This window comes from Sphingomonas sp. DC5200-1, from assembly GCF_049897245.1.
Lineage (GTDB): Bacteria > Pseudomonadota > Alphaproteobacteria > Sphingomonadales > Sphingomonadaceae > Sphingomonas > Sphingomonas aquatilis.
This window is the reverse complement of the sequence record NZ_JAFCVW010000009.1, coordinates 38,146-55,537: the sequence shown is the minus strand read 5'-3', so window position 1 is coordinate 55,537 and position 17,392 is coordinate 38,146. Positions and strand designations below refer to the sequence as shown.

Genomic DNA, 17,392 nt, shown 5'->3' with positions numbered 1-17,392 from the left:
TCAGTCGTCCTTCTTCTTCTGCTTTTCGCGATCTTCCTGTTCGCGGCGGGTGAGGTAGGATTTGAGCGTTCCGAGGAGCGACGGCTCCTTGAGCGACACGAGCTGCGCCATGTCGTCGGCGAGGATGCGGAACAGGTTGCCGTACACCCCGATGATGAGGTTGCGGGCGTGCCGGCGCGGGTAGAGCGTCTCGCCCCGGCGCAGGATGAGGTTGGCGCGGATCAGCCGCGCGATCGTCGGTTCGAGATCGGCGACGCAGAGCTTCGTATCGAACCAGCTGTCGAGCGTCGGGATGAGGAACCCGGCCGGGTGCGGTCCGGCGCGCAGGAGTGCGATCAGCACCGCGAATTCCGCGACCGAAAGGTCGGGAAACGGACGATGGTCCGACAGATGCGTCACGCCGGTCATTGGTTCTTCTTCGCCTCGTAATAGGCCTTGATCCGCTCCTGGATCTGGCGTGAGGTTTCGATCTCGTCGGGCAGCTTCGCGGCGTCGACGAACTCGGCATAGACCTCGGTGAAATCCATCACCGACAGATCGAGGCGCGAGAATTCGTCGAGCGTGAACCCCTTGCAGGTTTCCTTCTTGGCGCTGCCCCACGGCTTGTTGATCTGCGGGCGACCCTGTTCCTGCAGGATGCGCGACAGCTTGCTCTCGAAGCAGCAATAGGCCGTCTTCTTGGAGGTGCAGATGCCCAGCACCTTGTCCGAGCAATATTCGCCCAGCTTGTGGCACATCCCCATCCGGTCCTGCACGTCGAGCAGCTTCTCGTCGTTCGAGCACATGAACATCGTCAGGAACGGCGTCGCGAGCGCGGCGATCGCCACCGGCCCGCCCGCGATCGCGGCCGCGCCGGCAGCGGTCGTGATGAGGCCCGAGGCCTTGCCCGCGCAGCAGTTGACCAGTCCGAACACCGGCTTGTGGCAGGTCTGCCGCTTGCCCGAGAACAGCGTCAGCGTATCGGGATCGAACTCGGCATTGGCCTGGCCCAGCGCGTGCAGCCCGACCACGGCGTCCTTGAACTCAGTCGACGCCTCGCGCTCGACCGGTTCGCATTCGCCGTCGATGCAATAGACGTCATCACCGCAGATATATTGCTTGGGACCGGTCGAAGGCGGCGTCGGGACCGGGCATTTGTAGACCTTCGTCGTGACCTGGCACGGACCGGACTGCGGATCGTCGAGGCACTCGTCACGCAGGAAGGTGCATTTCCCGCCGTTCTCCAGATCGCTGCAATCGGACGCCTGGGTGATGCGCTGGCAGGTGAACGGGCGCGACCACGCCCAGCACGATGCCGTGACCGACACACCGTCAATGATCCGCGTCTCAGGCCCCTCGGTGCAGACCTCCGGTCCCGTCGCGGTGCAGGCGGTGTCGGCCACCAGCGCCGGACAGCTTCCCTCGTTGCGCTTTAGCGTGATCTCGCGCGTACCTTCCTTCCTGAGATACACTGTGCCGGTCGCGTAATTCTGGTGCGCCGGGATCTCCGCCTGGGGGATTTCGGCCGAGCACGAATAAAGCTGCGCGGTGGTGCGCATTGAGGACAGGCTCTTGCACCAGCGACGATAGTCTTCGACGTTGCCGCCGCCCGCCCCCAATTCGATCTGCGCATCGCAGATATGCGGCGTCCCCGCCTCGACCCGGCAAATGCCGGCACTGACCTTGGCCTGCATCACGCTGTTGCGGGCGAACCCGTTGCCCTCGTTCTGGTCGCGCACGCCGTAGTAGAAGTACCGCAATGTATCGACGATTACCGGGTCCATCCTGCCCGTGCAGGTCGCCGGGGTTTCCTCGAGCTTCGCGCCTTTGTTGCAGGTCGCCTCGTAATAATCGGTGGTGCCATTGGGTGGCAGCGGCTTGCAGCTGCTTTCCGTGCCGCCCACCGACTGACCGGCGAGATAGCTGTTCGGGTCCTTCTCGACGTCCTGCGCGCGCGTGAGATCGCCGGCAGGCACAGTCACGACTTTGCGGCCCGGATCGGTGACGAGCTGCCACGCCTCGTTCGCGCCTGCAGCCGACCCGCCCGCGGCGATCAGCGCATCGGGATCGTCGGCATAGGCTTCGCCGGGCTGCGGGCCGCTGCTGAAGCCCGGGATGGTGGAGGGCAAATCGGTCGAGGAGATGATGCCGCCCGAAGCCTGACGCGCCGGCGTCGCGAGGGCCTTCGCCTCGGCGCGTGCACCCGCCATATCCCCCTTGGGGTAAGTGTAGGTTGAACTGCTCGACTGCGCGCTCGGCTCGGCCGCTGCCGCATTGCTCGATGCCGCGGGCTGCGCCGTGCGGGCCGAGCTGGCGGTTGTCCGCGCGACAGCCGCGCTCGGCTCGGGGACGCTGGTCACCGTCGTCTTGGCGACCGGCGCGGATGTGGGTGTGGGGGTCGGGGTGGGCTTGGGGGTCGTGTCGCTGAAGTAGGTGTAATCGCCCAGGCCGTAGAAGTCGCCGACGCCCTGCTGGGCCTGCTGGGTGGACTGGACCTGGGCGAGCGCCTGCGCTGCCAGAACCGGCGCCAGAAGACCGATCAGGATGCGGCCCCCCCGCATGGTTCAGGGATTCCGGCCGAGGTTGGCGAGCGCGGTCCGCGCGACCAGCGCGCCGGGACCGTTCTCGCCCGCGAACGTCTCCAGCGCGTAGCGCACCGTGACATTGCCCTCGATGCGATCGAACGGAGGCGGCGTCGTCTTGCATGTGAGGCCGTCGCACGGCGTGAAATCGCTCGACGAGACCACCATCGTCGGGACCGCGGTCACGTCGAACGCGCGGAACAGGCGCGGGTCGATCCCGATCGAGGCGAACTGCTGGTCCTTCTCGACCACCCTGGAGAGCGCGGCGATGAACGCCTTCCCCGAATTACCGGGGAAGCCCCGGAACACCACGACACCGCCAGCGGCCGAGGTATCGGCGATGATCCGCTTCAGCGCCTGTTCGGGCATCGAGGTGGACACGAACACCATGAACTGCGGCGCAGTGCCCTGGTTCTCCTTGAGGTTGGCGGACGCGGCGTGGATCATCTCGTCGAAGTCGACCGCACCCGCCGGCCCCCTGGGCAGGCTCGCCTTGTCGATCGTGCGCATCTGCTCCAGCGCGACCGCCTGCACGGTCTGCGCATCCTTGCGGAACGCGTCGCCGCGCCGCTCCACCTCGTTCACTAGCGCGGTCGCGTCCTGTTCGGACTTGGCCGATCGCGCGCGGATCGCGTCGAGATCGAGCCCCTCGACGGTCTGGGCGAGAACGGCGCAGCCGGTGCCGATCGAGGCGATGGCCAGCGCGGAAAGGAGGAGCTTCTTCATGTCAGGTCCTCACAGCATGCAGCAGTTGCGCTTGCGCCAGAGCAGGTAGCCGAAGTCCTCGCCCTTGACGGGGAAGGCCCGGCCCGCGTCGGGCGGGAGCGTCGTCGCGCCGATCGGCGAGCAGGCATATTTGCCGCTCACCGTGGGCGTCGGGTTGGTCATCTGGATGCGGTATTGCGACTTCTTCAGGATCGGCATGACGTACTTGTTGCAGAGCGCCTTCGATCCAGCGGTGCCCCAGGCCAGCCCCTGCCGGTGCATCTTGAACAGGAGCCGCTCGGCCGCGAGGCGCGAGGACTGGACCGGCGAATTATGCGCCGCGATATTGCCGTTCATCGGGAACATCGAGCCGTTGCAGCCCGAGCACCAGAACATCGGGTCGATCGGCAGCTTCGCGCTCGCCGCGACGCAGTCGGCCGCGCAGGCGGCGACCGCGATCGGATTGTTGAACAGCGCGACCTCGGGATTGATGAGCGTGGTCAGCACGTCGTCGTTCCAGAGCGGATCGATCTCGGTCATATAGGCGACGTCGAACGAGGCTTGCTCGAAACACAGGAAGTCGGTCAGGATCTCCATCCAGTAGAGCAGCGGGTAGACGTAATAATGCGCCTGCCAGTTGGCGCTGTTCTGGGTCGTACCGCCCGCGATCTTCGGCCCGGTATACTGGCCCTGCCCGATATCGAGCCCCGGATTGAGGCGAAGTCCGCCGAGATTCGGGAAGCACCACGGCTTGGTGGTCACATCGACGAGCCGCGCCGGTTCCCAGAAGCCGATCGAGATGCCGATGCGCGGGATCGGCGAACCGCACGCACAGACCGGCAGGCTTGGGTTCTTGGTATCGGGTCGGCTCCCCGGCCAGATGTGCGCGCCGCCCACCGACAGCGGGAACAGGCACGACCAGCAGACGTCGGTGATCGGGTTGACGAACTTGCCGGTGCAGTTGGCCGGGAGCGCGCTCGCCGGCGCCGGCAGCAGCGCGAACGCGGCGATCATGCCGAGCAGGGTGAGCAGGCGGCGGATCATGCGCCGGGCTCCTCGGAGAAAGCGATGACCAGGGGCACCATCCGGGCGCGGTCGCGTCCATCGAAGCTTATCGACTGATCGGCCAGCGCGCGCACCAGCGCACGGCGTTTGCCAACCGATATCGTCCGCCCGCTTTCGGCAAGGACGACATCGATTTCGTTTCCGATCGACGCGGCGGTCACCGGATCGGCACGGCCCCCGAGAAGCCTTCGTACGAGGGACTCGATCTCGCAATGCACGCGGGACAGGAACAGCAGCGCAGGGACGCTCGAGAGCAACGCCACGGTCGCGATCGATACGACCATCGACAAGGCGACGACGGGAAAGAACATCCAGGCCGGGAACAGCGCGAATATGGCGAGAACATATGTCCACCCGAAGCCGACTGCCGCGACACACAGAAGCGCGTAGCGCGCGATCAGGCTGATGCGCTCAGTCGTCATGCCCTGCCCTCCCCGTCCGGCTGCGCCGCGAGGCTTGCGTCAAGGAAAGCGTTATCGGCCCGGTTCTTGGCGATCACATACACCGGCACCAGCACGACCAGCGCCAGCACCAGTCCGGCAAGCGCGCCCCCTGCCCCGGCGCCGAGCACCGCGCGCAGCGGCTGCAACGCGCAGATGGCGATCGCCAGCCCGATCGCCGACCACAGGATCGCGAGCCGCATCGCCTTGAGGGCCGGCGTCTCGGGCGCGGCCATCGGCGTCCTGAGAATATCGAGCCACATCATGCGCCCGCTCCCGACATCTCGATCTCGCTGATCTTGAGCACCTGGCCCGCCGGTTCGACCACGGCGGGGACGCGCGCGATCCCGAAATGGCTGGTGAGCTTGCCCTGCTGGTCGAAGAAGAAGCGGCGCTTCTTCTCGCCCATGCGGTTGAACGGCGAGCCGGCGACGAAGATGATCTTGGCATTCTGCGCGGTCCACCGCTTCAGCGCCCAGTCGACCTGCGCATCGTCGCGGCCGTCGATAAACACGAGGTCGGTCTTCATCGCGACGAACGACAGCGGATTGACCCGCTGCCCGGCGCGCGCGACGAGCCGGCCCTTCTGGTCCTGGATGTCCTGATCGAGCACGATCGTCGGGTCGAACGTCCAGCTGCGGCTCTCGCGCACCGCGCCGATGCCGGCGACGGGGATCGGGTTGCGGACACGTTCCTCGGTTTTTTCACGCAGCGCCGTCTGCATGCGCTCGATGCCGCCATTGGCCTGCAGCGTCTTCAGCCGGGTATCGATCGTCGCCAGCAGATCCGGCTCGGCGATCGCCCAGGTCTGGCCCATCACGCCGTGATCCTTTGCGAGCGCGCCCTGCACGATCGGCCAGGACGACGAGGCGACCAGCGCCACGCCCAGGGTTCCGCCGAAAAGGCCCGCGCGCCGGATCACAGGATCGGCGTCCCGGTGCCGATGATCTGCTTCGCGCAGGCAAAGCCGATCTCGCCGTAGCGGCTGTCGAACCCGTCGGGGTGTGCGGTGCCGACATAATAGCAGCCCTCGGGAACGCGCCCGACCGGTCCCGGCGTCAGCACCTCGCCGAAGCGCGAGCGCGGCTTCATGTGCGCGACGCGGACGCCGTCGACATAGACCCATTTCCCGCGATGCTCGACCAGCGCCCCGGCCTCGCCGATCACGCGCTTGCCGAACGGTCCCGAATCCGGTCCGAAGTGGCGGCGCACCAGCTCGCCCTCGGGCGGCGCGAAGAACACATAGTCGCCCTTGGCGGGCACGCGGCCGCGCTGGATGAAGAACGCCCAGTTGGGGAGACTCTCGCTCGCGTTTATCATGAAGGCGTGCGTCTCGCGCCACGCGGCGATCGAGTTGTAGCCGCCCCACACGATCCCGAGCAGCGCGACCGCGCTCCACTGGCGGACCCGCTTGACGATCAGCGCCTTGCGGGCCGCGCGGTCCCCGGCGACGTCAACCGCCGTGGGAGCCGCATGACCGACCCGCGCCAGCGCCTCAGTTGCCGCTGCCATCGACCCCTCCCGGCGCGGACTGGGTGACCGTCGCCTCGACCGGCGAGACCGGCGCAGGCCCGAACGGCGAAGCGGTCGGGACCGCCGCCCCTGGCGCGGCCGGCGCGACGTTCCCGGAGACTTGGGGAAGCATCGCACCGACCGCGGGACCGGCCGGGGTGTTCGGCGCGGCCGCGGGGAGCGGCACGCGCGCGAAGACCGCGCGGCGGATCTGGTCGGTGATATCGGGGACGTTCTTCGAGAGGACCGCCTCGCCGACGAGGACGGTGGTGCCGCTCGCGCCGACCTTCTTCATCTCGTCGTCGAGCGCGGACATGAAGGCCTGGGTCTGCGCGGCCACCTGTTGGGGCTGGCCGTTACTGTGGCTCTGCGCCTGGACATATTCCGAGACGATGCCTTCGAGCCGGACGCTCGCCATCGGCACGGTCGCGGGCGGGGCAAGGAGATGCTTGGTCACCCACGCCCCCCAGAGCAGTACCGCGACCGCCAGCGCGACCGCGACATAGGCGATGACGGGCAGGCCCTGCGGCTTGCGGCGATCCACCTTGTCCGCGACCGGACGGCGCGGTGCCGCACCGGCAGCGTCATCACGGGGTGCCGGGGCCGGAGCGGACGGTTGCACCGCCGCGGACGCGACCTCGGGACGATCGAGAACATCAACCATGACGGGGGCCTTTCGTGGAAGTGATGATCGCGCCGAGCAGGCGCACGCGGGTCACGGCGACGATGCCGAACGCGACCAGCCACACGACGAACAGCTGGTCGCCGAACGCCGCGCGGCGTGCCTGGTCGGCCGCGACGAAGCGCGTGCCGAGGTTGGCGACCTGCGAGAAGAAGCCGAGCGCGGTGAAGTCGCCTAGCATCAGGAAGAACAGGATCGCGACGCCGAAGGTCGCGAGCAGCGTCATCGCCATCCAGCCCGACACCCGCAACAGGATGTAGCAGGCGTCGCCGATCGCGCGCGTGCCCGTGCGTTTCCAGTCGGTCGCGGTCGGCGTACGCCAGTCGCGCTCGTGCGTGAAGGCGTTCATTCCGCCGCCTCCACCCAGGGCTCGCCCGGAGGATTGTCGCGATATTCCTCGGGGAAGGCGACGCGTTCGATCGCCTCGTCCATCGAACAGCCGAGGTCGATCAGATGCTCGATATCGGCGAAGGTCTGCGGGCTGGAGGAATAGAGCGTCGCCGAATATTTATCGAGGACGAGCCGCCCGACCGCCATCGATTCCGGCCCCTTGATGAGGATGTCGGAATATTCCGCGCCGTTGCGCTTCAGCGAACGCAGCAGGCTTTCGGTGTAGGGGTCCATGTCGAAGCGGCCGTGCTTCTGGAAGTCCGAGATCGTGTCGGGCTTCTGCATCAGGATGACCGACCAGTCGGAGTTCTCCAGCGCCGCGAGGCTCCCTTCCGACTTGTAATAGTCGTTGAGGCTCTGCGTCGCGGTGATGAGCGAGGCGCCATATTTGCGGCAGGTTCGGCTGTAGGTCTCGACGAAATCGGCCATCGACCCGCCGCGCAGCATCTGCCACGCCTCGTCGATCAGCAGCGCCTTGGGGATCTGGCGGTCCATCCGGCGCATCGTCTGCGACGACATGAACATGATCGCGGTCAGCACGACCGAGCGCAGTTCCTCGCGGCTCGACAGGTCCGAGAGTTCGAACACCGTCAGCGCGTTCGACATGTCCACCGACGCCTCACCGGTGAAGAAGCTGCCGTAGGTGCCCTTTCCCGAGAACGGGAACATCGCGATCGCGAGATCCGTCCCCTGCACAGAGCCGTCGGAGCCGAGCGCCTCGATCACGTCGTCGACGCACCCTCCCCTGCCCTTGGCCTCCCACACCTGGTTGACCGCACGATCGATCAGACCGCGCTCGGTGTCGTTGAGCTTGTCGATGTGACGGCCCATCTGCCCGATGATCGACTTGAGCATCGCCAGCGCGTCGACGAGATAATCCTCGTCCTGCGCCACCAGCGTCTCGTCGATCATCGAGAACGGATTGAGGCTGAACCCGTCGCGCAGGCGAAACTCGACGAAGTTGCCGCCCAGGCTCTTGGCCATATGCTCGAACGAGCGGCCGTCATCGATCACGATGATCTTGGCGCCCACGCCGGCGAACGCCGCGCACAGCTCCTGCAGCGCGACCGACTTGCCCGAGCCGGACTTGCCGAACACCGCGACATTGTGGTTGCCGGCCTTGTTCTCGAACGGCGACCAGAAGAAGGGCTGGCCGCGCCGCCCGATGAACATCAGGTGCGGCAGATGCCCGCCGAGATACTCGCCCTGGATCGGCAGCATATTCGCCGCGGTCGAGGTCAGCATCGTGCGCAGCCGCTTCATGCGCTTCAGGTCGCTGTCGAGCCCGTTGCCGAGCGTCATCGGCAGACACGACATGAACGCCATGATCTGGAGGAACCGCTCGTCGAGCAGGTCCCACCCGGCCGCCTTGTACATCGACTTGACGGTGCGCTCGTTAGCGTCCCCCTGCCCCTTCGGGCTGATGATGCCTACCGCATAATAGGCCTGCACCAGCTTCTTGCCGAGACGCAGCTCCTGGGTGACATGCTCCCATTCGCGGCTCTGGTCCTTCAGCTGCGGGAGCAGCCGCGCCGACTTCGAGTCCGCCAGGCTCGACGTACGCATGAACTTGTAACCGGCCTTAGACGAGGCGGCCTGTTCGTCCTGGTAGCACAGGCATAGCGACGTGAGAGTCGGGCACCCCGGGCGCAGCTTGTCGGAGAACATGTCGCCGATCAGCTTCTGCACGTCCCACGGCGCCCAGCGGTTCGGCAGGTTCCTGACCGAGAAGAAGCGATAGTCGAACGTGTCGGGCCGGATCTCCTGATACTGCGTCTCGCCCGACAGGTTCGTCACCGCGCGCAGCGGCTCGACCGATACCAGCAGGCGGTCGGCCTGGACGACGGTCTGGACGTCGCGCCGCACGCATTGGTCGGCGATCGGATCGAGTTCTGAATATTCCGAGACGTGGTCGGAGACGTCGAACGCCGGCGCGGTGATGTCGTCGATCAGCGCGATCAGATCGACCGGCTTCAGCCGGGTTGCCGGCATGTCGATCGACTGCAGCGTCGAGACGATGCTGTCGCGGACGCCGGTCAGCTCCTCCGGTGTCGCCTTCCCGCTACGGATCGAGACCGACAGGAAGATGCGATGGTTGCGGACGTGGAACGGTCCGTCCTTCGACATCGATACCCATGCGCCGTGACGCAGGAACGCCGACCGCCGCTCGGCGATCTTGCGATGGATGCCGCCCGCCTTGTAGCGCGGCAGCGCATATTGCGCGATCAGCGCGCCCACACGCGGGCTCTGGAATGCGAGCAGCTGGACCCGCGCGCTGGGCGGGACGCTCTCGGACAGCATCTGCGCGATGATCTCCCCGGTGCGCTCGTCCGCACCCATGAGCGGCGCGAGTTCCAGCGCGAACGCGATGCTGTCGGTCTGGTAGAACAGGTCGTGCCGCGCGTCGTAGCTGCGATACGGCAGCCACTGCGACAGCATCGGCGCGCCATGCGAGGGTGTTCCCTGGTCGGGTGCGCGCGTATCGCCGAGCAGGCGGGCTATGAAGCCGGTCTTCGCCATGACGATCAGTCCTCCACGCGCGGCGAGAAGGTCGCTGGGCGGTTACCCGGCGTGCTCGACGCGAGTTCGGGCGAAGCCGGCTTCTGCGTCGCGGCGATCGGCACACCCTTGCCAGCAGCCGCGTCGCGCGCCCTGGCCCGCGCGGCCGCGACCGCTGCCGCACTTGGTGCGCCGACCGCGCTCGCCGCACCTGCGGCCGCTGCCGGGGCGGCGACCTGCGCGACCTCGGCGGGCACCGGGGGAAGCGCGGCGATCGGCGCGCCGAGCTGCGAGAGGATCTCGGGGCTGACGTTGAGCGTCTGCGTCGCGGCAAGCGCCGAACCGTGGCCGTCGGTCGCCGCCAGCCACTGGCCGTTGTCGACCACCGCCTGCACGACCGCGGTCTCGTGGAAGCGCCCAGCCGCGTCGACATGCGAGGGGAACACGATCCGCAACACCTTCTGCGGCCCGACCCCCGCCGCCTGCGCCGGCACCGGCGTCGAGGCATAGGCGATCCGCTGCGTTCCCCCGCTGTTGCGCGCGGGTGCCTGGTACGGGCCTGCCGGATGATAGCCGCTGTCGCCGGTGATCTCGGCCAGCGCCTTGTCATCGATGACGGTCGCCGGCGAGCAGCTGCCACCCTCGGGCGCGCCGCACGCGAACTTGCCCGAGATGTTGGTGCCCAGCGTCGTACAGCTGGCGAGCAGTCCCAGGCTCGCGGTCATCGCCAGCGCGGCGATACGCTTGGCGCGGGCGTGCGGGCGATAGTCGGAAACCGGGCAGGCCGGCAGGCGGATCACGGATCGGGTCACGACTTGGCTCCCTTCAACCATTCGACGAGCTGGGCCTTGGGCTTGAAGCCCTCGATCACCGCCCCGTCGGAGCGGACGATGACGGGCGTTCCGTTGATGCCGTGCGCCCTGGCGAACGCCTCGTTCTCATCGAGACCGCTGGTGTCGCACTTCGCGCCTGCCGGGACCGGGTTCTGCGCATAGGCCGCGCGGACCGCCGCATGACGATCGCGGGCGCACAGCACCTGCTCGGCGATCTCGCGGCTTCCCAGCACCGAGATCGGGCGCTCGATGACGCGCACGTTCATCGTCTCGAGCGCCTGACTGAGCGCGCGGCAGTAGCCGCAGTGGAAATCGGAGAAGACGGTGACCGTCTGCGTGCCCGAACCCCACACGATCGCACCCTTGCTCGACAGCCGCGTCACATCGAGCGTGCGGGCGACAGCGGGCTGGGTCGTGACGCGCGCACCCGCCCTCGCCGCGCCGGCCTCGGGCGCATCGGCCGTGGCATTGGCCTTTGCCGCGCCGCCCACCAGCATATCGGGATTGAGCGCGAGCAGCTTGGCGGCGGTCAGATCCTGCCGCGTCTCCATGTCATAGACGCGGCCGATGACGAGATAGCGCGCCGACTTGTCGACGTAGAACAAGTTCGCACCCGCCACGACCTCGCACAGCCCGTCGACCTTGGAGCAGTCGATCGCATCGACCTTGGTCTTGGGAAGCCGCTTCTGCAGCGCGACCTGGACCTGCGCGCCGATCGGCGCTTCGGCCGAGCCGGTCAGCAGCATCGCCGCCCCCGCCATCGCGCCGATCATGATAGTATTTGCCATGTGACCGCCTCCTTCCGGGCTCAGTTCTGGATGAAGACGCCTTCGAGGAAGACGATCTCGACATCGATGCCGGTCGGCATCTCGATGATGGGCTGGTACTGTTCGGCGCGCTCGATCAGGTATTTGGAAACTGTTCGACCGCTCTGGTCGGCGCCGCCGCCCAAAGCGCGCAAACCGACGTTGCCGATGCTCGGGGTGCGATTGATCCCTCCTTTGCCGTCTGTCTCGAAGGTTGCGAGTGGCTGGTTGAAGGCAGTGTTCAGCGCATTGCCTGCACCACCTACAAGCCCGGCAAAGAAAGCTTGCATCGCCAAGGAGCCCTCGCGACTGACGACACGGCCGCGCACGCCGGTCTTGCCGGCGAAGCTGATGAAGCCCTTCACGTCCGACACCGCGAACCGGCCATTGGCCTGCGGACAGGTCATCCGCTGCAGCTTCACATAGACCTTCTCGGAAGAGAGATCGCCGCGCGCCGCGCCGTTGATGACGCAGCCTTCGATCCGCGTCGTGAGCAGCTTGCCGTTCTGGTAGACCGAGCGCGCCGGGCCGGTGATGCGCAGGATCACCGGCAGCGGATCGGTCTGCGACTGCACCCCCGCCGAGGCGTCGACGCCGACGATGACCTTCGCCTTCGCGATCGAGTTGGGCGGCAGGTAATTGGGGCTGTCGGTGTAGCTGGTCGTGCCACCCGAGATCCGAGTCGCGGTGCCCGAGGGGCCGCCCTCGAACGACACCAGCTTGATCGAGCGCGACTGCGACACCGCAGCCGCTGCCGCCTCGCCCGCCGTCATCGGCGCGCCGGGAGTGCGGTAATTGGGCTGGCCGGGGCCATACATCTGCGTCGGAGCCGGCGCGGCCGGCGCGGCGTTACGCTGCGCGATCTGCTGGCGAAGCTGGTCGTTCTCCTGCTGATAGGCGCTCATGACCCGCTGGCCATCGCTCGCCATCGACTGCTTCTCGCCCTGGAGCGCGGCGATCTGCGCCTGCAACTGCTCCATCTGCGCGCGCTGGCCGTCGACGCCCTTCAGCTGATTGTTGATCGACTGCATCTGCGCTTCGGATGCGGCCTGCCATTCACGCTGCGACATGTTCCGGTTGACCATGTCGTCGGTGGTGATCTTCACCTCCTTCCCGTCGGTGCCGACCGGCTTCAGCTTGGCATCGTCGCCCATGACGTACCAGGAGCCCAGCACCAGCGCGACGGCGCCACCACAGCCGAGGTAGAGCAGCTGCTTCTTGCGGACGGCATCGTTGCCGGCCATCAGCTCGCTGTCCCCGTCCTCCTCCGGCTCGGTATCGAGCTGCTTGGCACGGTTACGCTGGAAGATGTCCTTGAGGCTCATGGCCGCACTCCGTTGGCGAGGCCCGAAGGCGTGACGATATAGGCGGTGGTGGCTTCACCGGGCTTGAGGTTGGGGTTGGCGACCGAGACCGCGATCGCGTTCGACGGTGCGATCGTTCCCTCGCCCAGCGCGACCGGAACCTTGCCCCGGTTCTCGATCCTGAGCGTGCGGCCTGCGAGGCTGGCGCCGCGATACTCGGCGACCATCTGGACCTTGAGCGAGCCAATCATCACCGGGTCGGTGACCGCGGGCCTGACCTCGAACCCTTCGAGCGGCGCGGACTGGAACATCGCCTGGACCAGCGTGGCGGACGCCTCCTGCGGCGATGCCGCGACGGCCGCGACCTGCGTTTCCGCGGCGCCACCGATATCCTTGTTCTCGACGAACACCTGCTGCGCGTCGTCGCCGGCGAGCCGGCACGAGAATTTGTACACATAACCCTTCGACGTCGTGCCGAAGAACGACACGTTCGGCCGCGAATAGGCTTCCGGGACCGACACATAGATGTCGCCCCGGGTCGGTTCATTGACCACGGTGAAATCGTCGGTATCGACCCCGGTGGTCAGCTTCGAGACGCTGGCGAAGCGATCGTCCTTGAGGCTGACGCGGGTCAGCCCCGACTTCGACATCGTGCAGGCGACCTCGCTGTTGTCCTTTGCCAGCACATGCTCGTCGGCGAAGGCCGGCGCGGCGAGGACCACGCCGCCCGCCACGATCATCCCCGCCCCGATCAGGCGCGATAGCGAACACAGGCGCGATGCGAAGGCGGTCCCGCCCCCGATCAGCCCGACTGCGACCCAGGCGGTCATGCGTCGTCTCCGATGGTTGCCGCGGCGTCCTTGTCGGCCTTGGTGACCATCCCGAAGCCCTTGAGCTGGAGGGTCAGGCCGCGATACGCCCAATAGAAGCGGAACGTCTTCGGCTCGGCGGTGACCGACTTCGAGCCGACGACGGTGTGCAGCGTGCCGGTCACTTCCGAGGTCAGTTTCTCGGTGTCGACCTTCATGCCGGCGAGCGTGAAATACTGGCTGATGCTCGATCCGCGCTGCTCGTTGAGGATCTTCATCAGGTCGCGCTTGAGCGAACCATGTGCTTCCGGCGTGGCGATCGCCAGGATCGAGTCCATCCAGTATTCGAGATTTTCGGGCGAGCGGTTGAGCGTCATCAGCGCGGTGTCGCGCGTGACCATCTCCAGATACTGCTCGCTGACCCCGCTCGACGACAGCGTCAGCGGGGAGCGGACGATCGGCTGCAGGACGATCTCCCGGTCACGGGTCGCGCCGACCAGGAACAGCAGCACCACGAGGCCCGCGAGGACCAGCGCGACGATGCCGAGCATGTTGCGCTGCTTGAGGACGCGCTGCGACTGCGCGAGACCGACAGAATAATCCATTTAGCCCACCATCACGCGAAGGTGGGAGGGCGGTGTCGCCTTCAGCCCGGTAAAACTCGACGGCAGGTGCCAGTAGGCCATGTGGAGAATCCACGACGTGGCCTTGCCGGCTTTGAGTTTCCGAAAACCCCACCAGCCGAGCAACGAGACCATCAGTCCGATCACGACGTGCTGCGACAGGATCCCCCAGATGAAGGGGATCGCCATCGCGAGGAACTCGTCCAGCGTCCAGAAGCCGATCAGCTCCGGGTCGTCGAGATGCGAAGGGATGGTGTACCGGTCCATAAGCTAAGCCGCCCTCCCAGCGGTTGATCCAGCCGACGCCTCAGATCGTCGCGGTGACGGTCGAGGTGACGATCGGGATACCCGTGCCCGCGCCGACGCCGACGGCGACGGGAACGGCCACCTGGCCCAGGCTGAAGCGGCCCGACGCCAGCGCGACGATGCCGCCCGCGAGGCTCATGACGGTGATGATCTTGCCGCCCGAGCCCTCGAGGAAGTCCGTGAACTTCGTCAGCGCGGTATTGAACGTCGTGTCGGTGCCGGCGAACGCCGCCGACGCGCCCAGGACCATCAACATCGCGATGATCGCCAGGCCGAGAAGGACACCATTGATCTGGCCACCCTTCGGCATTGAAAGTGCAGACATGCTCTTTCCCCTTGGAAGACGAAGCACAAGCGCGTCGTCTCCCTAAGGATTTCGCAAGTATTGACCCTCGACAAGACGGAAAAAAATTACCGTATCGACTTTGACTGCGGGAAAGCCCGACTACGCATTTCCGCCAAAAAACTGACGCGATGGGTCTGCAGACAAACATAGAGCAGGTAATTCTTTTACTACCTGCGGAATTTTTTTACCGCCTTCGTTGCGAAACTGGAATGACCATCCCCGGTCGTGCGGCAATGATTGATTCGAGAAACTATCAATCCAGATGGTATGCGCTCGTCCGCACTCGGGTTATCCGTTCCCCATGTCGAATGTGATCTACGCCTTCCGGGTCAGCGATGAGCTGTTCCGTCTCACAACAGAAGCGATCAGAACCCGGTCGCTGGCAACGCGACGGTTTGAGACCGTTTCCTCTACCGCCCTGTATGGACTGGAGAAATTCCTGGATATGCCGGATTTCGAACTGATGCTCGAACGCGCCTCGACGATCGAGGACAATGGTGAAAACCGGGTCGGTTTCCGCATTCAGATCGATCAGAAGGCGCTTTTCCAGGCCGCGCGGGACAGGGCCACTACCGACCCCACCACCCCTGCCACAGCGCGTTTCCTGCTCACCGTGTCGATGCTGTGCGTCTTCGATTGTGCAATTCGTCGAAAAGTTCCGACTAACGCTTAAAAAAATATTGACAGCCTCTCGGGCTATAACCGTATATAGCGCCCAGAAGGGGGGTCGTCATGACTGACCAGAGGGATGCAGCAAGCCGACAGACCGAGACAGACTTCTACTATCCGCTTATCATCGAGCAGTGGAATCGCCGTGGCGTAACCAATGTCGAAATGGCCCGGAGACTCGGGAAAAGCGTCAGTCTCATCGGAAAGGTCAAATCCGGTCGCGCCAGCTTTACGGCCGCGATGCAGATAAGGGTCATGGAGATCCTGGAGATCGACCGGCAACGTGCGTTTCTTGCCGCAGTCTGGATGAAGACGCCCCTCGCCTATTTCGATGACAGCTTCGACAAGATCTACCTCGTCACGTGCCGCTTCGTCGAAGCTTCCTGCCCCCAGTTACTGTCGCTCGCCGAGCAGGTGAAAGGCGATGGGCTTGCTCCCGAAGCGATCGAGCGGGTTTTGCAATCCATCCTGATGAACATGCTCAATTCGGTTCCCCCGCCCCGGACCGGAGCAAACTGAACCAATTCCGGTGGTGAACTCCGTTCCCATCAAACGAGCTTTGGAGAGTGACACCTGTTTCGCTTAGAGGGCGATATGGACTCTCAGCCGAAACCCGCGCGGTCGACCCTATCGATGCGCCGCAAAAAAGAACGCGAGGATGCTGCGGGTTACAAGCGGTCCACCTACGCGCTCTCCCCTGCATCGCTGCGAGTCGCGGACGAGATCCAGCGTCGCTATCAACTTGGCTCCCGCGAGGCCGCTATCAACGCACTTCTCGAACTCATCGACCGCGATCTGTTCCTGTGGCACGACATCCTTGTGTCGGAACGGCGATAGAGGCTTCTGATGGATCTGCGCACCAGTCCGCCAGCCGACGAATCGGGTCATGCCATTGTCGATTTTCTCGACGAGCATCGACTGCCGCACAGCCCCGAGAATTACGGCTTCGCTCACACCTATTTCGAAGGTGCTGACGAGGCCCATTTCATGGCCGTCGCCAATCTGATCGACGGCGGTTATCGCCTCCGACAGGAAGACGTGCGAGCAATTTCGGCACCAGCGGATCTCCATGGCACCGCGACGACGATCGGTGAGCTTTCCACGGAGGTCATGCACATCATCGGGGCAACCGCCCAGGAAGCCAATGCCTTCGTCAAATCGCTCACGCTCACCGCGGCCGAACTGGTCTCGACAGACGGCAACATTCACAGCGCGGTCGCTCGGATGACTGCCCAGGCCGAGCGCGCCGAAGAGCGGTTGAAGCAGCTGAGCCTTCAGACGGCGCTAGTCCGCGAGCGCCTACGCTCGCTGGGCGTCGATACCGACATCGATCCTGCTACCTCGCTCCTCAACCGCATCGCGATCGACTCGGTGCTCACCGCCGCACTCGAGCGGGAAGGCCCTACCCTTCTTGCGCTGGTTGCGCTCGATCAGGTCACCTCGATCGGGGCGGCTCATGGGATCGGCGTCGTCGAGCGGGTCCTGCGCGCGCTGGGCCAGACATTGCGGGATCATTGCATGCCGCACCGGGTCGGCCGCTGGGAGGCAAAGCGGATCGCCATCGTGTTCGACAACTGCGACCCCGAAGCCGCCCGCGATATGCTGAACGCAGCCCGCAAGGCATTCTCGAGGCGAAAGCTGCAGCGCGTCGAGAATGAGACGCCGATCGGCGAGGTGACATGCTCGGCGGGTCTCGTACTCGCCCCCAACGCTGTCTCCGAGGATCTGATTGCAGACGCAGCCGATGCGCTGGCACGGGCTTCGAATGGCTTGGGCAACCGGGTTATTCTTGAGCAGCCAGCTGCGCGCCCATTCCCGTGATACGCCGCACGCGTCGGCACC

The 17,392-nt window shown here is 65.7% G+C and carries 22 protein-coding genes; 4 read left to right on the top strand and 18 right to left on the bottom strand.

What is annotated here, in order from left to right; all coding sequences use genetic code 11:
- From ACP7A3_RS16990 to ACP7A3_RS16905, 18 genes are read right to left on the bottom strand one after another with little or no spacing between them, the layout of a single operon-like run.
- Window positions 1-408 (bottom strand): hypothetical protein, encoded by a 408-nt coding sequence (locus ACP7A3_RS16990; RefSeq protein ID WP_024310615.1) that lies wholly within the window; start codon window positions 406-408, stop codon window positions 1-3.
- Window positions 405-2,540: a conjugal transfer protein TraN gene (locus tag ACP7A3_RS16985; protein ID WP_426256704.1), complete on the bottom strand. Its 2,136-nt coding sequence runs from the start codon at window positions 2,538-2,540 to the stop codon at window positions 405-407. Before ACP7A3_RS16985 ends, ACP7A3_RS16990 begins: the two co-directional genes overlap by 4 nt.
- 3 nt (window positions 2,541-2,543) lie before the next feature.
- On the bottom strand, window positions 2,544-3,287 hold the full coding sequence (trbC, locus tag ACP7A3_RS16980; RefSeq protein WP_066674860.1) for a type-F conjugative transfer system pilin assembly protein TrbC: 744 nt from the start codon (window positions 3,285-3,287) through the stop codon (window positions 2,544-2,546).
- A gap of 9 nt (window positions 3,288-3,296) precedes the next feature.
- A complete protein-coding gene (gene traU / locus ACP7A3_RS16975; RefSeq protein ID WP_066282719.1) occupies window positions 3,297-4,310 on the bottom strand; it encodes a conjugal transfer pilus assembly protein TraU in 1,014 nt (337 codons plus the stop codon).
- Window positions 4,307-4,753, bottom strand: a complete 447-nt coding sequence (locus tag ACP7A3_RS16970) for a hypothetical protein (RefSeq protein WP_007406338.1) — start codon at window positions 4,751-4,753, stop codon at window positions 4,307-4,309. The genes traU and ACP7A3_RS16970 overlap by 4 nt, the downstream gene beginning before the upstream one ends.
- Window positions 4,750-5,037, bottom strand: coding sequence for a hypothetical protein (locus ACP7A3_RS16965; protein ID WP_007406328.1), 288 nt, complete (start codon window positions 5,035-5,037; stop codon window positions 4,750-4,752). Before ACP7A3_RS16965 ends, ACP7A3_RS16970 begins: the two co-directional genes overlap by 4 nt.
- Window positions 5,034-5,693 carry a type-F conjugative transfer system protein TraW gene (gene traW, locus ACP7A3_RS16960; RefSeq protein WP_024310619.1) on the bottom strand — a complete coding sequence of 220 codons (660 nt, stop codon included), beginning with the start codon at window positions 5,691-5,693 and terminating at the stop codon, window positions 5,034-5,036. The genes ACP7A3_RS16965 and traW overlap by 4 nt, the downstream gene beginning before the upstream one ends.
- Complete coding sequence (locus ACP7A3_RS16955) at window positions 5,690-6,283, bottom strand: S26 family signal peptidase (protein WP_024310620.1); 594 nt, start codon at window positions 6,281-6,283, stop codon at window positions 5,690-5,692. Before ACP7A3_RS16955 ends, traW begins: the two co-directional genes overlap by 4 nt.
- A complete protein-coding gene (locus ACP7A3_RS16950; RefSeq protein ID WP_063686908.1) occupies window positions 6,267-6,947 on the bottom strand; it encodes a TrbI F-type domain-containing protein in 681 nt (226 codons plus the stop codon). The genes ACP7A3_RS16955 and ACP7A3_RS16950 overlap by 17 nt, the downstream gene beginning before the upstream one ends.
- Window positions 6,940-7,314 (bottom strand): hypothetical protein, encoded by a 375-nt coding sequence (locus ACP7A3_RS16945; RefSeq protein ID WP_024310622.1) that lies wholly within the window; start codon window positions 7,312-7,314, stop codon window positions 6,940-6,942. The genes ACP7A3_RS16950 and ACP7A3_RS16945 overlap by 8 nt, the downstream gene beginning before the upstream one ends.
- Window positions 7,311-9,875 (bottom strand): type IV secretion system protein TraC, encoded by a 2,565-nt coding sequence (gene traC / locus ACP7A3_RS16940; protein ID WP_007406319.1) that lies wholly within the window; start codon window positions 9,873-9,875, stop codon window positions 7,311-7,313. The genes ACP7A3_RS16945 and traC overlap by 4 nt, the downstream gene beginning before the upstream one ends.
- 5 nt (window positions 9,876-9,880) lie before the next feature.
- Entirely contained in the window at window positions 9,881-10,666 is a 786-nt protein-coding gene (locus ACP7A3_RS16935; RefSeq protein WP_024310623.1) for a conjugal transfer protein, read from the bottom strand.
- A complete protein-coding gene (locus ACP7A3_RS16930) occupies window positions 10,663-11,475 on the bottom strand; it encodes a DsbC family protein (protein WP_277286805.1) in 813 nt (270 codons plus the stop codon). Before ACP7A3_RS16930 ends, ACP7A3_RS16935 begins: the two co-directional genes overlap by 4 nt.
- 20 nt (window positions 11,476-11,495) lie before the next feature.
- Window positions 11,496-12,818 (bottom strand): TraB/VirB10 family protein, encoded by a 1,323-nt coding sequence (locus tag ACP7A3_RS16925; protein ID WP_277286806.1) that lies wholly within the window; start codon window positions 12,816-12,818, stop codon window positions 11,496-11,498.
- Entirely contained in the window at window positions 12,815-13,627 is an 813-nt protein-coding gene (locus ACP7A3_RS16920) for a type-F conjugative transfer system secretin TraK (protein ID WP_007406304.1), read from the bottom strand. Before ACP7A3_RS16920 ends, ACP7A3_RS16925 begins: the two co-directional genes overlap by 4 nt.
- Window positions 13,624-14,211: a type IV conjugative transfer system protein TraE gene (locus ACP7A3_RS16915; protein WP_064312054.1), complete on the bottom strand. Its 588-nt coding sequence runs from the start codon at window positions 14,209-14,211 to the stop codon at window positions 13,624-13,626. Before ACP7A3_RS16915 ends, ACP7A3_RS16920 begins: the two co-directional genes overlap by 4 nt.
- Window positions 14,212-14,496, bottom strand: coding sequence for a type IV conjugative transfer system protein TraL (gene traL / locus ACP7A3_RS16910; protein ID WP_007406330.1), 285 nt, complete (start codon window positions 14,494-14,496; stop codon window positions 14,212-14,214). It lies immediately after the preceding gene.
- A 40-nt stretch (window positions 14,497-14,536) separates the two neighbouring features.
- A complete protein-coding gene (locus tag ACP7A3_RS16905; RefSeq protein WP_425336694.1) occupies window positions 14,537-14,791 on the bottom strand; it encodes a hypothetical protein in 255 nt (84 codons plus the stop codon).
- 391 nt (window positions 14,792-15,182) lie between these two features.
- Between ACP7A3_RS16905 and ACP7A3_RS16900 the strand changes: the two genes are divergently transcribed.
- The 4 genes from ACP7A3_RS16900 (at window position 15,183) to ACP7A3_RS16885 (ending at window position 17,371) form a co-directional block, all read left to right on the top strand.
- Complete coding sequence (locus ACP7A3_RS16900; RefSeq protein WP_064312052.1) at window positions 15,183-15,554, top strand: hypothetical protein; 372 nt, start codon at window positions 15,183-15,185, stop codon at window positions 15,552-15,554.
- 59 nt (window positions 15,555-15,613) lie between these two features.
- On the top strand, window positions 15,614-16,069 hold the full coding sequence (locus tag ACP7A3_RS16895) for a helix-turn-helix domain-containing protein (protein WP_426256705.1): 456 nt from the start codon (window positions 15,614-15,616) through the stop codon (window positions 16,067-16,069).
- A 75-nt stretch (window positions 16,070-16,144) separates the two neighbouring features.
- Window positions 16,145-16,387 (top strand): hypothetical protein, encoded by a 243-nt coding sequence (locus ACP7A3_RS16890; protein ID WP_024310628.1) that lies wholly within the window; start codon window positions 16,145-16,147, stop codon window positions 16,385-16,387.
- A gap of 9 nt (window positions 16,388-16,396) precedes the next feature.
- Entirely contained in the window at window positions 16,397-17,371 is a 975-nt protein-coding gene (locus ACP7A3_RS16885) for a GGDEF domain-containing protein (RefSeq protein WP_426256706.1), read from the top strand.
- Window positions 17,372-17,392: the final 21 nt, after the last annotated feature.

Bases quoted from the DNA above. Each gene is read 5' to 3' on its own strand.
- ACP7A3_RS16990 (WP_024310615.1), bottom strand. From the start codon at position 408: ATGACCGGCGTGACGCATCTGTCGGACCATCGTCCGTTTCCCGACCTT.
- ACP7A3_RS16985 (WP_426256704.1), bottom strand. From the start codon at position 2,540: ATGCGGGGGGGCCGCATCCTGATCGGTCTTCTGGCGCCGGTTCTGGCA.
- trbC (WP_066674860.1), bottom strand. From the start codon at position 3,287: ATGAAGAAGCTCCTCCTTTCCGCGCTGGCCATCGCCTCGATCGGCACC.
- traU (WP_066282719.1), bottom strand. From the start codon at position 4,310: ATGATCCGCCGCCTGCTCACCCTGCTCGGCATGATCGCCGCGTTCGCG.
- ACP7A3_RS16970 (WP_007406338.1), bottom strand. From the start codon at position 4,753: ATGACGACTGAGCGCATCAGCCTGATCGCGCGCTACGCGCTTCTGTGT.
- ACP7A3_RS16965 (WP_007406328.1), bottom strand. From the start codon at position 5,037: ATGATGTGGCTCGATATTCTCAGGACGCCGATGGCCGCGCCCGAGACG.
- ACP7A3_RS16955 (WP_024310620.1), bottom strand. From the start codon at position 6,283: ATGGCAGCGGCAACTGAGGCGCTGGCGCGGGTCGGTCATGCGGCTCCC.
- ACP7A3_RS16950 (WP_063686908.1), bottom strand. From the start codon at position 6,947: ATGGTTGATGTTCTCGATCGTCCCGAGGTCGCGTCCGCGGCGGTGCAA.
- ACP7A3_RS16945 (WP_024310622.1), bottom strand. From the start codon at position 7,314: ATGAACGCCTTCACGCACGAGCGCGACTGGCGTACGCCGACCGCGACC.
- traC (WP_007406319.1), bottom strand. From the start codon at position 9,875: ATGGCGAAGACCGGCTTCATAGCCCGCCTGCTCGGCGATACGCGCGCA.
- ACP7A3_RS16930 (WP_277286805.1), bottom strand. From the start codon at position 11,475: ATGGCAAATACTATCATGATCGGCGCGATGGCGGGGGCGGCGATGCTG.
- ACP7A3_RS16925 (WP_277286806.1), bottom strand. From the start codon at position 12,818: ATGAGCCTCAAGGACATCTTCCAGCGTAACCGTGCCAAGCAGCTCGAT.
- ACP7A3_RS16920 (WP_007406304.1), bottom strand. From the start codon at position 13,627: ATGACCGCCTGGGTCGCAGTCGGGCTGATCGGGGGCGGGACCGCCTTC.
- ACP7A3_RS16915 (WP_064312054.1), bottom strand. From the start codon at position 14,211: ATGGATTATTCTGTCGGTCTCGCGCAGTCGCAGCGCGTCCTCAAGCAG.
- traL (WP_007406330.1), bottom strand. From the start codon at position 14,496: ATGGACCGGTACACCATCCCTTCGCATCTCGACGACCCGGAGCTGATC.
- ACP7A3_RS16905 (WP_425336694.1), bottom strand. From the start codon at position 14,791: ATGTTGATGGTCCTGGGCGCGTCGGCGGCGTTCGCCGGCACCGACACG.
- ACP7A3_RS16900 (WP_064312052.1), top strand. From the start codon at position 15,183: ATGTCGAATGTGATCTACGCCTTCCGGGTCAGCGATGAGCTGTTCCGT.
- ACP7A3_RS16895 (WP_426256705.1), top strand. From the start codon at position 15,614: ATGACTGACCAGAGGGATGCAGCAAGCCGACAGACCGAGACAGACTTC.
- ACP7A3_RS16890 (WP_024310628.1), top strand. From the start codon at position 16,145: ATGGACTCTCAGCCGAAACCCGCGCGGTCGACCCTATCGATGCGCCGC.
- ACP7A3_RS16885 (WP_426256706.1), top strand. From the start codon at position 16,397: ATGGATCTGCGCACCAGTCCGCCAGCCGACGAATCGGGTCATGCCATT.